The following is a 13,444-nucleotide window of genomic DNA, read 5'->3' as shown; positions in this document are numbered from 1 at the left end:
CTCAACGCCCCTTAGGACATTTCTTGCACGCAAATTTGGAGATGAAAAACATAGATCAGATTGTCATGTCAGATACGACCCCAGTAGCAAGCCGCAGGGCTGCTCGTATCTCCAGAGGCTACAGCCTCGAGGAGCTTGCAATTGCGACCGGACTTACGGTGGCGGAAATCGCCGCTGCCGAGGAACTGGCGAACAGTGCCGGAGCATCATGTCGAGCGCATCGAGCACGTTCTTGCCTAGCTGAAGGACGTCACCGGGAACTTCGCGGCGGCCTTGAAGTTATCAAGGCCGCTCAACAGACCGGAGATACCATGAACCGCCGTAAGATGTTGACGGGTTTCGCAGCCGCAGCCGCGCTTCCCACCCTGTTGTCGTCTACTTTCGTCCATGCTCAATCGCATTCCCCCGCCATGGGCGACGCTGAAAAGAAACATGCGGAAGATACCAAGAAGGTCGGCTCGCTGTCCTGGCCATAAGCCGCGTCGCGACCGAGAAGGCGTCCGACGGGATGGTGAAGTCGTTTGCAAAATGGGAAGTCGCTGAGCAGGAGACCATCGCCGCTCAGTGAGCTAATTGGTGAACGCACGAATTGGGTGAGTTTCGGCCAGCATATCGGCCTTTTTCAGGAAGCGACGAAAATTCTCCGCAACGGCGCTCACCGGAAATCTTCCAGCGGCAGCTTCGCGACACGCTTTGTACAAGGTCTCGTACGCCAGTCCCCGCCGCTCTTGCGGCCAGCTTTCCAGGTATTCTAGTACGTCGTCTAGGGTTTTGACGTCTTCAATGAGATAACCGCGTTGAACGCAGATGGCGCGATTAAATTGAGCAGTTGGTGTCATTCTCGGTGCTCCCTCCTACGCGGAACTTGGGAAAACGATGCGAGGCATCTGATAGGATAATCACCCGAAGGGTTGCTATCGGTTTCATATGCGCGAAGTCCTGTTCTTCATAATGTTCAGGAGCTCGTTCTTTCTGGTTCTTCCGACAAGCGGCCATCGCCACGCTTTCTCCAGAGCTTGAGTGGCTAACGCAGGTCCTCCAGCCTAAGAGCCAATAGTCGGCCGCCCAACATACAGGAGAACTAGATGCTCAGGGTGATAGCAACAAACAGTTGAGCGGCCTCATATTCAATATCAAAGAACAAGAAACGTTGTTACGTTTATTATACCTGCGCCGGGCTTTTGTCCTAAATCGCACAGTTCAAAACAGAGCGTTTTAACGAAGGATCGATAACTTAAATAGTATAATGACAAATAGAGCGTGTTCGCATAGATCTCTAACGTGCGATCGACGTCGGTCGCTTAGAACAAGTAGTTCGTCATTTGGGTTCTCCTTGCGCGTTGAGCCGCGGCGGGCCTTGATTGACGATCAGAGGATCGCTCGACGCGCGCATCGTCTCAATTACATGCGAGGTAATTGCCGTGCGCTGGCGGCTTGCCCTTTCCTCCTGGCGCGGAACGTCACCGCTCAATCCACGCGGCGACTGTCGCGCAGATTGTGCCTGTGAATGGGCGCGGGTGCAATTAGACGGGTCCGGTGCGACCGCGCGTGCTGTTTTCTTTAAGCAAGCCCCCGGGTCCGCGCCTCAACGTCTTTGCTAAGGCATTATGCTGCAGTGCGGAAGAACCTGGAACATCCGCCACCCGGAACCGTTCGTATCCGCCACGTCAAAAACAGGAGTCGACATGGAAAACGAAACCAGCATTGGACACCCCATACCGACCGCCGTCCTTACGCCCACCGAGATCATTTCGCAGGCTGATACCGCGGACCGGACGTCCCAGCAAACGAACCCGGTGGCGATCAACAGGCTGGAACTTCCTACGCCGGCGACAAACCTTCTGGTGGAAATGATATTCGCCCCGATCGGGTTCTGGGCATCGGTCTCGGCCTCATATTTCCGGCTCTTCGATCTCTCGGTCCAGGACCGTAGTTCCCTCCAGCGCCATCACTGATCTTGAGCGGCGGCCCATCATGAGCGAGCGTCGGCAAGGCGAACAGAAAGTCATTGCAACGCTCACCGTAAGCGTTGAAATTATTTGACCAGATCCCAACTTTCTTCAGCTCTGGAACTGCTTGGGTGGTCTGAATTCTTCGCGGACCAAGTCCAGCCCAGCGAAGCGGATTTGATCCCCCGACGCATCGCTTCAGTTCATCGGGCACGCATCGAGGCAATCGATGTCACCGGGCCGGTCGGACTCGAATTTCCATCCAATACCAGTACTGGTGATTACGCGGTGGGCGACTGGGTTCTTGCCGATCCACTGACTGACATGCTTATCAGACGTCTCGGCCGAAAAAGCGTCTTTCAACGACGCCCGGAAGGTGGGCGTGGCCAGCAACTTGTTGCCGCCAACATCGACACCCTGTTGATCGTGACCTCGTGCAATGCCGATTTTAATCTTGCTCGGCTGGAACGTTACCTGATCATGACCAACCAGGCCGGGAGCAATCCGGTGATTGTGCTGACGAAGGCTGACACCGCGGAAGATGCCGGCATATTCCAGACGCAAGCCGAGGCTTTGCAGCGCGATCTGAGTGTCATTGCCTTGAATGGGCGGTCCGCGGACGCCGTTTCCCTGTTGAGGCCCTGGTGTGGCGTTGGCCAGACGCTCCCGTTGGTGGGATCTTCTGGTGTCGGAAAATCAACGATGGTGAACACCATGACCGGGCCTGAATCCGACGCAAAGCAAAAGACAGGCACCATCCGCGAATATGATGCGCAGGGCCGCCACACAACCACGGCGCGATCCCTGCATGCAATTCAGGCGGCGGCTGGGTCATCGATACGCCGGGAATAAGAACGCTTCACCTGAGTGATGTCGGCGACGGTATAGACACCCTCTTTGCTGAAATAACTGAACTGGCGCCGCTTTGCCGCTTTCGCGATTGCACCCATGCCCATGAACCTGGGTGCGCGGTCCAGGCCGCTGTCGCAAGCGGTGCTCTGGTCGCCGAACGCCTGGAACGCTGGCGGAACCTGCTTACAGAAAACCGCGACCCAACACCGGTCGTGAGCGGACCCCGCGGCAACAAGATCGTCCGCAAGAAGAAAAATTGAAAGTGTAGAACGTTTGCGACGGTGCTCATCGGCGTCAGCCATGATCCGCCACCTGAATTGGCTGGGCTGAGGGATAGCGTCAGCGCTCAATGATTGGGATTGCGGTCACGAAGAAGAGCCTGCAAGCGGCCGCTCCCGCTTGTGAGGGACATGTCTTTGAACAATCGCGATATGAGGCGCGGTTGCAATCCTTGCCTCTCATCGATGAGGAGGAATGACATCCTCTTTATCTCGATCGTGATCACGCCTGCATTGTCATGGCGACGATAATTCCCGGAAGCCATCGCATGGAATCCATTTTCCACCGCCCAGGCGGCTATCATATCCGCGTTCATCAAGATCCTGCTTTAGGAGATGCGGACGTGCTGTCTCTAGCTGTCCCGCTCGCGCAAATCGCGTCGCAGTCCCAAGGGTATCGTAACTGAATCGCTTTAATCCAGCCAAATCCGTCCAACATTCCAGTTCCCGCTTAGGTGTTGCGAGAAAGACTCGGACGCAATCGTTGTCATCGGTGCGACTCAGCCGAGGCCGCGCCCGTTTAGTGCTCTTGAACCAATACGCACCGACCACCCGTCATTCCCTCCCGCGTCTCACTGAAAATTCCTGCTCTTCACCTTCAGCGTATCGATGTGAAGGTCAGGCACGAACATGTCGCGCGGGGTTACCACAGGCTTCGGCTTATCCCGTGGATCTGGGCCACCACCATGGGCAAACTCATCACCCCGCCCGGTCGGCAGTTTGAACTCTTGATCGCGATCCGCAAGGCCGACCAGGTCGCCTGACAGGTCGAACAGCTGCTGGGCAACAAGGTGGACAACCTCCCCTTCCCTCTGGATCCGGCCATTGATCCCCATCATCGAGGATCCGAGGACGACCCGGCGGCGTTTTTCAAAGAGTGTCGGCCAGACAACGAGGTTGGCTGGCCCCGTTTCGTCTTCTATCGTGATGAACATGACGCCTTTTGCCGATCCCGGCTTTTGCCGCACCAGGACGAGGCCTGCAGTATAGACCCACCTCCCGTCCCTCGAACTCATCGCCTCGGCACACGTGATGATGTTGCGTGCTGACAGGTCCTTGCGCAGGAAGGCGATCGGATGCTGCCGTAGTGTCAGGCCGGTATGGCTATAGTCCTCAATGACGTTATGGCCGTCCGTCATCTGTCGAAGCGCGACCTCCGGCTCTTGCTGCTCGGCAATGGCGGCCATTTCCCGTTCGGCCGCAGCTGCAAACAAGGGCAGCGGTTCGTCGCGCAGCGCCTTGATCGCCCAGAGCGCATCGCGGCGCTCAAGCGTAAGCGACGGAAGAAAGGCGTCCGCCTTGGCAAGCTGGACGAGCGCCTCGGTTGGCACGCCGGACCGGCGCCACATATCATCGACGGAGGCAAAGGCGCTGTTCCTGCGCGCCGCGACGATCCGCGCGGCATCAGCGACAGCCAATCCCTTCACCTGCCGGAAACCGAGCCGGACGGCGTGCCGGTCGGACCTGCCGATCCGCTCCAGCGTGCAGTCCCACCGGGAACGGTTGATGCAGACCGGCCGCACCTCGACGCCGTGCGCTCTCGCATCACCGACGATCTGCGCCGGCGCATAAAACCCCATTGGCTGCGAGTTCAGCAGCGCCGCACAGAAGACGTCCGGGTAGTGGCATTTCACATAGTTGGAGGCATAGGCGATGAGCGCGAACGACGCCGCATGGGATTCCGGGAACCCATAGCTGCCGAATCCTTCGAGCTGGGAGAATGTTTTTTCGGCAAATTCCGGCGTGTAGCCATTCCTCACCATTCCCGACACCAGCTTGTCCTTGAACCGCGAAACGCCACCGGTGAACTTGAAGGTCGCCATCGATTTGCGGAGCTGGTCGGCCTCCCCGCCGGTAAAACCGGCGCAGACCATCGCCACCCGCATGGCGCTCTCCTGGAACAACGGCACGCCGAGCGTCTTGCCAAGCACCGCCTCAAGTTCCGGCGTCGGATATTCGACCGGTTCCTTCCCCTCACGCCTCCGCAGATAGGGATGCACCATGTCGCCTTGGATCGGTCCGGGCCGGACGATCGCAACCTGCACGACGAGATCGTAAAAGGTACGGGGTTTTAGACGCGGGAGCATTGCCATCTGCGCCCGGCTTTCGATCTGGAAGGTGCCGAGCGTGTCTGCTCTGCGGATCATCGCATAAGTGGCCGGATCCTCCTGCGGGATTTTCGCCAGATCGAGATCATCCTCCTTATGATCGCAGATCAGATCGAACGCTTTCGCCATACAAGTCAGCATGCCGAGCGCCAGCACATCGACCTTCATGAACTTCAGCGCTTCAACATCGTCCTTGTCCCATTCGATGATCTGCCGGTCCTTCATCGTCGCCGGCTCGATCGGCACCAGATCATCGAGCCGATCATGCGTGAGCACGAAACCACCGGGATGCTGACCGAGGTGACGCGGCGCGCCCATCAACTGCTGTGCCAGTTTCAGGGTCAGCACTAGACGGCGATCATCCGGATTGAGATTGAGCTCCCGGATATTGCGGTCGCAGATCTCTTCCGACCAGGACCACATGCCCGACGACAGCGCCTTGATCACATCCTCTGGCAAGCCAAGCGCCTTGCCGACATCGCGGATCGCACCACGGGCGCGGTAGCGGGTGACGGTCGCACAGAGTGCTGCCTTTTCTCGGCTGTAGGTCTGGTAGATCCACTGAATGACCTCCTCGCGCCGCTCGTGTTCGAAATCGACATCGATATCCGGCGGCTCGTCGCGCTCCTGGGATACAAAGCGCTCGAACAAAAGATCGTTGGTCGAGGGATCGATGCTGGTGATGCCGAGAATGTAGCAGACGGCACTATTGGCCGCCGAACCCCTGCCCTGGCAGAGAATGCCTTGGGAGCGCGCATAGCGCACGATCGAGAAGACGGTGAGAAAATACGGGGCATATTTCATGGTGCGGATCAGATCGAGCTCGTGCCGCACGGTTTTCAAAACACCAGGTGGCAGACCTTCTGGATAGCGGTTTGGCACGCATTCCCAGACATAGTGCTCGAGCGAGGCCTGGGCGTCCTTGCCTGGCACGATCGCCTCCTCCGGATATTGATAGGTGAGTTCCTCAAGCGAAAACTTACAGCGGCGGACAATCTCCATTGTCCGCGCGAGCGCCTCGCTGTAGCGGGGAAAAAGGCGCTCCATTTCTTCCGGCGGCTTCAGGTATCGATCGGCATGGCGCTCGCGCTCGAAGCCTACATCGTCGATCGTCGTGCGGGTGCGAATGCAGGTGACGATGTCCTGCACCTGCCGGCGGCCCGGTTCATGGAAGAGCACATCATTGGTGACCACAGTCTTCACCTTGAACCGTGCCGCCAGATTGGAAATTTCATGCAGCCGCATCTGGTCGTTTTGCCGACGCCGCAGGCAAAGCGACACATAGGCGCGATCGCCGAATACCTCGGCCATCTTGCGCAGCTGGAGCCCACAGGTGTCATCCGGCAAATCCGGTACCAGGATGCCGATCATGCCTTCGGAATATGCGATGACGTCGTCCCAGTGCAGGATGCAGTTGTTTTTGCCGCCGCGCGACTTGCCGAGCGTAATCAACCGAGTGAGCCTGGAGTAGGCAGGGCGATCCGTCGGGTAGACCAGCACGGACATGCCATCGGTGAGATCGAGCCGGCAACCGACGACGAGGCGCAAACCGGTGGCGCGCGACGCCTCGAGCGCCCGCACAATCCCGGCCAGCGAATTGCGATCGACGACGCCGAGGGCCTCGATACCGAGAGCCTTGGCGGTCTCGAACAGTTCCTGCGCCGAGCTTGCACCGCGCAGGAAGGAAAAATGGGTCGTCACCTGCAGCTCGGCGTAGCTCATGCGAAGATCCCGTGCATGAACCAGCGGTGGCTACCGGTTTCAGGATCGATGCCATCACCCGAGCGAAAGACCCAGAGGCGTTCGCCAGCCTCGTCTTCGATGACAAAATAATCCCGCACCGCCTCCATCTCGGCGTCGCGCTGCCACCACTCGCCAAAAATCCGCTCAGGGCCATCGGCCCGCTTGACCTTGCGGCGCTTGCCACGCCAGGTGATGGAGACCGGCGGGCGGTCCGGCAGCAAGGCGATCGCCTCGATCAGCTCCGGACGCGCCAGCAACCGGACCGGCCGGCGCCAATGACTGACCCAGGTGACTACGACCGGATCGGCCGCGGCACTGATGCGCTGGACGGAGCGCTCCGGCACATCGGAGGCAACGGGCGCCACCCGATAAACACGCTGGCCACGGTTGCCGTAGATATCGATCAGCGGCGTCACGTCCGTGACTTCCTCCTCGACCAGCGATGAGGATTTCTGGCGCTCCTCCAGCGGCTCGGCCATGACAGCGACCAGGGTGAGCTTCTCTATCCCGAAGCCGGGCTCGATCTTTTCCGTCCGATCGCGAAACAGCTTCGTCAACCAGGCGACATCGCGCACTGGCTTCACCGTGCCGGCGCGGATCGCCTGCCGCGTTCCGTCGACCTTCTCGACGATCAGGTCAGCGCGTCGAACACCAAGGCCGCGCTTTTGCAGTTCCTCGATCAGTTGCACGACCAGCCGGCCGACATATTTGTCGATCGTCTCGGCAGCACCGATCGGCTCGGCAAAGGCTCTGGAGACCTCGATCAGATCGGCGGTGCGGATCGGGTCGATCGGTTCGGAGATACGGCCGCACATCTGGTCGAGCCGCCGGCCGATCTCCGGGCCGAAACGAAGCGTCAGCGGCGCGCGCGGCGTGTTTGCCAATTCGCCGATCGTCTGGAAGCCGAGCGTACGAAGGTCGCTGACGACCTTCCCCGGAAGGCGCAATAGCGATATCGGCAGTTTTTCGACGGCGCGCGCGGTCTCACCGATCGGCACGATAACCGTATCCCGACTGATGGCGCGCGCGCAGGCATGAGCTGCTCCCCAGGTGTCGGCGACAGCGACACGGGACGTGAGCTTTCTGGCCAGAAACTGATTGGCGATCTTCGTCAGCATCGGCAGTTCGCCGCCTTGCAGGTGATCGGCGCCCTCGGTATCCATGACAATGCCATCGATCCCATCGACCGCGACGATCGGGGAATAGAGCGTCAGAGCCCAGAGCGTGATCCGCTCGAGTGCTGCGGCATCCGTTGCAGGATCCGCATCGACCAGCATCAGGCCACGGAATAGAGCCTGCGCTTTCGCCGCCGGCATGCCGACATGAACGCCGGCTTGTCTGGCGGCCACGTCAGCGGCCGACACCCAGCGCTTCGAGCCGCTCCTGGCAATCACGGCGATTGGCTGTTCAGGCGGAATGGACGGATCGGCGCGACGAATGCGATCCGTCGGCAGATCCGGGAGATAGATCGAGACAACCCTTGTCATCGCACGCCCTTACGAGAAATTCAGCACATTCACCGGCTTTTACGCGCATCAATTCCAGCAACCATTGGGGCCTTCCGACACCCGGCACTGGCAGCTCCTCCGACGGCATGACGCTGACCCGCCACCTTGTGGTCGATGCCGTGGGTTGGCCAAGATCATTCGCCTCCGTCTGCCTGCGCCAGCGTCGGACGGCGAGCGCCATCGTCCCTGTTTTCTCGGCCGCCAGCTGGAGCCGGCGCGAGCCGACCATCGGCAGGCGGACGAGTTCACCGACCACAGCACCCAATCCGCCGAAGGACAGCCCCTCCTCCATATTGGCGAGCACATCCTCTTCCTTGTCGGACTCGACGAAAATCACCCGGTCCGCATGCAGCCCGACCTCAGCGAGTGCGGGAAAAAACAGGTCCGGCCGCGTCAGGCACCAGACCACAGGACCTTTGGTGCGCGCCGCGATGCCAGCTGCGCAAAGCGCCGCCGCGGCACCATCCACCGTGCCTTGCCCGCCGCCGGCAAACTCATGCAGGGCGCCATAGGCAAGACCACCGCCTGGGAGGACCGCATCAATTTCCGGCACGCCGAAGGAAAGACAACCAGCCTTTCTGGCTGACACGCCTTCCAGCGAGGCGATGCGCTCGCGCAAATCGGAAATCACCCTTTCGCGGGCAGCAGTCATCGTTCACGGCTCCCTCGTGTTGGCCGCCGACATCATGTCGAGCAAAATGCGGATGTTCTGTTTCTGTTCCCGCCGAACTGAAGAGTCAAGCAACCGGAATGATGGGAATATTATCCTGAACATGAGGAATCAGAAGAATATCCATGGGAATCAGGCCGGTAGCGACCGGCTGAGTTTTTTTCGCAGCGCCTGCACATCTCCAGCGTGGATTACGGGGACAAATGCCGTATCGTCACAGTGTCTTTAAGGTTTTTCTGCTGAACTGCCACGATGACGAAGCCTCCGAGATCAAAGCCGCTCCTTCGTGATACCGAGGCTCCGATTCGTTCGCGGCCGCGCAAGAAGCGCAATCCGGCCCAGCCACAGCTGCTTTTCGATCCGATGCCTGACCGTGTCGAGCCCGCGCTGGCGCAATTGAAGAGCCATGCTCCGAAGGGAGACAAGTGGAGCTGGGAGGTGAAGTGGGATGGCTATCGCCTCGCCGTTCATATCGAGCCGCAGGATATCCGGATCCTCACCCGCGGCGGCCATGACTGGACGCGCCGGTTTCCGGCGATCCTAGAAGCGGCCCGCGCGCTCGGGCCGGCGACGATGATCATCGATGGCGAGGCCGTTGTGCTCGACGCAGAGGGGCGGCCGGATTTCGGGCTGCTGCAGCAGTCGCTCGGCGCATCCGGCAAACAAGCGGGTAACCGAGCTTCCGGCGCCATCTTCTACGCGTTCGATCTCATTTATTTCGACGGACACGATCTGCGCGGCGTCGAATACCGGTCGCGCCGGCATCTCCTCGATGACCTGTTGACCGGCAAAGACGGTGGCATTCGGCTATCGGAGACACTCGACGTCGAACCAGCCGTCCTCCTTGAGCATGTCTGCCGCCTCGGCCTGGAAGGCATCGTCGGCAAGCACCTCGATCGGCCCTATCGTTCCGGCCGGACCGGGGATTGGGTGAAAATCAAATGCGTCCAGAGCGAGGCTTTCCTCATCATCGGCTATGAGAAGTCATCGGCATCCCCTGCCGGCTTTGGCTCGTTGGTGCTTGCTGCCTATCGCGGAGCCGATCTCGTCCACGTTGGAAGTGTCGGGACGGGCTTCAAGGAAACGGAAACCGTCCGGTTGCGGAAGATGCTGGACAAGCTGCGCTGGAAGCGAAAGCAGCCGCCCCTGCCCTATTCCGGAAGTGCCGATATTGTTTGGGTCGAGCCGACCCTGATTGCCGAGATCGAGTTTCGTGCCTGGACGACAGACCGGAAACTTCGCCATCCATCCTACAAGGGTTTGCGCGATCGCCAGGACAATGCCGACGTCTTCCGGCTCGACTAGCGAAATCAGCGCCATAGGCTAGATTGTCAGCCAGTCGAGCTCAGCGGAATAGATAGCCTACAATGTGCAATCTTTATCGCATGGAAGACAAGGACTGGGTCGCGAAGTTGGCCCAGGACGCCGAAAGCCTGATCAACTTGATGCCCGCCTACCAGATGAACCCCGATCAGATGGGGCCGATCGTCCGCAATACCGCGGACCGGAAGAAACAACTGGTCCATGCGCGCTGGGGCCTGCCCTCGCCGCGCTTCACGCTTGAGAAGGCCGCCAAAGCGAAAGCCGAGAAACTTGCGGCCAAGGGCAAGCCATTCGATCTCGAAGAGCTGATCCGCATGGAGGCCGACCGCGGCACCACCAATGTGCGCAAGCTCAATTTTCCGCATTGGAAGCGATGGTTCGGCGTCGAAAATAGATGCCTCGTCCCGGTCACCAGTTTCGCGGAACCGGATCCGGCCAGCCAAGCGGAAGGTGGTAAGGTGCCAAATGCCTGGTTCGCCCGCGACGAGCAAAAGTCGCTGATGTTCTTTGCCGGCATCCATGTGCCGCAGTGGCAGAGTGTCCGGAAGGTCCGAGACGGGCTGACCACCGACGATCTCTGTGGGTTTTTGACCACGGATCGCAACGACCTGGTGAAGCCAATCCATGGAAAGGCGATGCCAGTCCTGTTGCTGACGAAGGAAGAGACGGACACCTGGATGCGGGCGCCATGGGAAGAGGCCAAGGAACTGGCCCGCCCATTATCGGATGACGCGCTGATCATCTCGTCCCGCGAACCGTACGGATCCACGATCATTTCGAAATCCGGAGAGCCGGTGGAACATGGCAGCTTACTGTAGTCGAGCGGGTGCCGGTGAAATTAGGCAGAGGTTTGGTAAGCCTCAGTTGTGTCACCGTCGCAGTTCATCCAAGTCGCGATCGAGTCATGCAGCATCCAAGGTGATGGCGCGCTGAGGGTGACCTCAACGGTGTCGACTGCGGTGAAATGACACCACTCTTCATCATCTGAAGCCCATTCGCCGATAATTTCGCCGTCGACGCGCAATACGTCACCGTTAAAAGCACGGTTGTGATAGCCCGTCATAATTATACCGTTACGAACCATGCCTCCTGCATCGGTCATTTCACAGATGGCTCGAAACTGAGCCCTCACAGCCCCTACACTGGAACCGGAGATAAAGCCGACCTCGAAGATCCTGTAGCGCAAGGTTCCGACGTAGTGGTCCATCTCCTCATTAGCATCGATTTGACACGACATCTCACCATGTTGTTCAGTCTCAATATGCATGATGCAGAAACCCTCCTGTATATTAAGATGCCAACCGACTTCATCGCCTTGAAGGGATGTGAACCCACGACCCGCAATTCGAAAATCCCAACTGCCTGACAATTTGGGATAATCTCTATTAATGCTTTTCTCGACGGTGGTCCGTAACATATCCTCCCGATGATGGTGTAGACGCGTATGGTGTACCCGCTGTTCGGGATGTGCGGCGTAGTTACAGCTATGTGACGGGTGCCCCGTCCGGCAAATGAGCGTGGGGTTCTGTTGGCTGCGCGGCATAATCGCGCAAAAAGCGAGGTGAACGGCGTGGAATTCGATCCGGGTGTTTTATTGATCGTGGGGGCAGGTTTCTCAAAGACTGCCGGGCTGCCACTCGCTACCGATTTCACAGAGCACCTGCTCGATACGGCGTCCCTGAAAACTGACGGGCCGAGCGTCAAACAGGTCGAATTTCTCAGGAAGTTCGTAGACGATACTTTCAACGGTGGGGAGACGAATCCAAGCAAGCTGTGGCCGGAGTTGGAAGATATTTTCACACTTGTCGATCTTTCAGCCAACACGGGTCATCACTTGGGAACTTCGTATTCGGCAGCGAAACTCCGTCTCGTCCGACGGGCGATGATCGTTCGGATCGTTCGCATGCTGCAGCAGGACTACAACAGATACCTTCGGTCGCGATCTGCCGAAAGCAAGTTGCTAAATACTCTGTTCGACGAACTCAATGTCGACAATACGGCTGTTCTGAGCATGAATTGGGACATGGTCATCGAACGGGGGGTTGCCCTGCGTCAGAAAATCGATCGCATCGATTACGGATGCAATGCTTCGGATGCGGGCTTCTCAAAGGGAGAGGTCAGTCTTCGGCCTGCGGCCCCGCCGGAGGCGAAAACGCTGCGCCTGCTCAAACCGCATGGTTCTATCAACTGGCTCTACTGCGATGCTTGTCGAGAACTCTTTTGGGTCAAACCCGACCAAACGGAGGGGGTTGCTAGGACGTTGTTTCAAGCACGCGACTGGAAAGCGATGCCGAACCTCGACCCTGCGATGGAAATACCAAAGTCGTATGAACCGCATTGCCCTCATTGCAGGGCGCAGGCGCTTGGAACGCGCATTGCCACCTTCAGCTTTCGAAAGGCACTCGATTTTCCGATGCATGCGGCCACTTGGCGAACAGCCGAAAGCCACCTCAAAGACGCTCCTAGATGGATCTTTTTTGGCTATTCGATGCCCGCGGCTGACTTCGAGTTCAAACACCTACTAAAACGCATCCAGTTGACTGAAAGGATCAAGCCAAAGATCACGGTCATTACCGGCGGTGCGACGAGAGCCGCCGAGGATACTCTTGCGCGTTATCGGAAATTCTTCGGGAACGACGCGATTGAGCGCACCTTCACAGGTGGCCTGAATCAAGAAGTCATCGACTATTTTCGGAAAATTGGCGCTTTGAAGCGACCTTCGAAGAAGAAGCCGTCGAAAGTTCTGTCATCTGGCGCATAGCTCTCCGCTTTGAATACTGCGGATTGCTACGACCGCGCTCACAAGGTTGGTATCCATGCTGCAGATGACTGGTTACGCCTGGCGAATTCCAGCAATGCAAGTTCGTAGTCGTAGCCCATCCTACAGGTAATTGTGGCTCGTAGATCAGTACGGCACCATTCCTCAGCCAGGATTATTCCTTCGCAACCCGATCCGCCGACGGGACTATCCACTTCTATCAGATTGGCAAGGCGCCGCCCCGGCGCTGCGAGG

At 58.7% G+C, this 13,444-nt stretch carries 11 protein-coding genes and 1 pseudogene; 6 read left to right on the top strand and 6 right to left on the bottom strand.

Annotation, left to right across the window (positions count from 1 at the left end):
* Nucleotides 1-41 precede the first annotated feature (41 nt).
* Nucleotides 42-476, top strand: a complete 435-nt coding sequence (locus CO657_RS38100) for a hypothetical protein (protein WP_342585737.1) — start codon at nt 42-44, stop codon at nt 474-476.
* Nucleotides 477-569: 93 nt separating this feature from the next.
* On the opposite strand, the gene CO657_RS23665 is transcribed toward CO657_RS38100, so the two are convergent.
* The gene (locus CO657_RS23665) at nt 570-839 is read right to left on the bottom strand and encodes a DUF982 domain-containing protein (protein ID WP_054185688.1); all 270 of its coding nucleotides are present in this window, start codon (nt 837-839) and stop codon (nt 570-572) included.
* A gap of 846 nt (nt 840-1,685) precedes the next feature.
* On the opposite strand from CO657_RS23665, the gene CO657_RS23660 reads away from it, so the two are divergent.
* Nucleotides 1,686-1,955 carry a hypothetical protein gene (locus tag CO657_RS23660; protein ID WP_054185687.1) on the top strand — a complete coding sequence of 90 codons (270 nt, stop codon included), beginning with the start codon at nt 1,686-1,688 and terminating at the stop codon, nt 1,953-1,955.
* Between the two features lie 84 nt (nt 1,956-2,039).
* A pseudogene (gene rsgA, locus CO657_RS23655) lies at nt 2,040-3,061 on the top strand (ribosome small subunit-dependent GTPase A).
* 86 nt (nt 3,062-3,147) lie between these two features.
* Here rsgA and CO657_RS23650 read toward each other — a convergent pair.
* The 4 genes from CO657_RS23650 to CO657_RS23635 all read right to left on the bottom strand — a co-directional run bounded on the left by CO657_RS23650 (nt 3,148) and on the right by CO657_RS23635 (nt 9,090).
* Nucleotides 3,148-3,396, bottom strand: coding sequence for a hypothetical protein (locus tag CO657_RS23650; RefSeq protein WP_054185686.1), 249 nt, complete (start codon nt 3,394-3,396; stop codon nt 3,148-3,150).
* A 255-nt stretch (nt 3,397-3,651) separates the two neighbouring features.
* Nucleotides 3,652-6,909 (bottom strand): error-prone DNA polymerase, encoded by a 3,258-nt coding sequence (locus CO657_RS23645; RefSeq protein ID WP_054185685.1) that lies wholly within the window; start codon nt 6,907-6,909, stop codon nt 3,652-3,654.
* Nucleotides 6,906-8,417: a Y-family DNA polymerase gene (locus tag CO657_RS23640; RefSeq protein WP_054185684.1), complete on the bottom strand. Its 1,512-nt coding sequence runs from the start codon at nt 8,415-8,417 to the stop codon at nt 6,906-6,908. Before CO657_RS23640 ends, CO657_RS23645 begins: the two co-directional genes overlap by 4 nt.
* A complete protein-coding gene (locus CO657_RS23635) occupies nt 8,338-9,090 on the bottom strand; it encodes an ImuA family protein (RefSeq protein ID WP_128715593.1) in 753 nt (250 codons plus the stop codon). The genes CO657_RS23640 and CO657_RS23635 overlap by 80 nt, the downstream gene beginning before the upstream one ends.
* Before the next feature lie 270 nt (nt 9,091-9,360).
* Here CO657_RS23635 and ligD point away from each other — a divergent pair, with 270 nt between their 5' ends.
* Both ligD and CO657_RS23620 read left to right on the top strand, forming a co-directional pair.
* A complete protein-coding gene (gene ligD / locus CO657_RS23625) occupies nt 9,361-10,413 on the top strand; it encodes a non-homologous end-joining DNA ligase (RefSeq protein ID WP_054186384.1) in 1,053 nt (350 codons plus the stop codon).
* Nucleotides 10,414-10,475: 62 nt separating this feature from the next.
* On the top strand, nt 10,476-11,249 hold the full coding sequence (locus tag CO657_RS23620; protein WP_054186111.1) for an SOS response-associated peptidase family protein: 774 nt from the start codon (nt 10,476-10,478) through the stop codon (nt 11,247-11,249).
* 20 nt (nt 11,250-11,269) lie between these two features.
* Here the strand turns inward: CO657_RS23620 and CO657_RS23615 are convergent, their stop codons facing one another.
* A complete protein-coding gene (locus CO657_RS23615; protein WP_054186125.1) occupies nt 11,270-11,698 on the bottom strand; it encodes a hypothetical protein in 429 nt (142 codons plus the stop codon).
* A 303-nt stretch (nt 11,699-12,001) separates the two neighbouring features.
* Between CO657_RS23615 and CO657_RS23610 the strand changes: the two genes are divergently transcribed.
* Entirely contained in the window at nt 12,002-13,192 is a 1,191-nt protein-coding gene (locus CO657_RS23610) for a hypothetical protein (protein ID WP_128715592.1), read from the top strand.
* Nucleotides 13,193-13,444: the final 252 nt, after the last annotated feature.

It is taken from the genome of Rhizobium acidisoli (assembly GCF_002531755.2).
Classification (GTDB): Bacteria; Pseudomonadota; Alphaproteobacteria; order Rhizobiales; family Rhizobiaceae; genus Rhizobium; species Rhizobium acidisoli.
This window is presented reverse-complemented; position numbering and strand designations above follow the sequence as displayed.

Coding starts and splice junctions, on each gene's coding strand:
- CO657_RS38100 (WP_342585737.1), top strand. CDS start 42: ATGAAAAACATAGATCAGATTGTCATGTCAGATACGACCCCAGTAGCA.
- CO657_RS23665 (WP_054185688.1), bottom strand. CDS start 839: ATGACACCAACTGCTCAATTTAATCGCGCCATCTGCGTTCAACGCGGT.
- CO657_RS23660 (WP_054185687.1), top strand. CDS start 1,686: ATGGAAAACGAAACCAGCATTGGACACCCCATACCGACCGCCGTCCTT.
- CO657_RS23650 (WP_054185686.1), bottom strand. CDS start 3,396: ATGAACGCGGATATGATAGCCGCCTGGGCGGTGGAAAATGGATTCCAT.
- CO657_RS23645 (WP_054185685.1), bottom strand. CDS start 6,909: ATGAGCTACGCCGAGCTGCAGGTGACGACCCATTTTTCCTTCCTGCGC.
- CO657_RS23640 (WP_054185684.1), bottom strand. CDS start 8,417: ATGACAAGGGTTGTCTCGATCTATCTCCCGGATCTGCCGACGGATCGC.
- CO657_RS23635 (WP_128715593.1), bottom strand. CDS start 9,090: ATGACTGCTGCCCGCGAAAGGGTGATTTCCGATTTGCGCGAGCGCATC.
- ligD (WP_054186384.1), top strand. CDS start 9,361: ATGACGAAGCCTCCGAGATCAAAGCCGCTCCTTCGTGATACCGAGGCT.
- CO657_RS23620 (WP_054186111.1), top strand. CDS start 10,476: ATGTGCAATCTTTATCGCATGGAAGACAAGGACTGGGTCGCGAAGTTG.
- CO657_RS23615 (WP_054186125.1), bottom strand. CDS start 11,698: ATGCATATTGAGACTGAACAACATGGTGAGATGTCGTGTCAAATCGAT.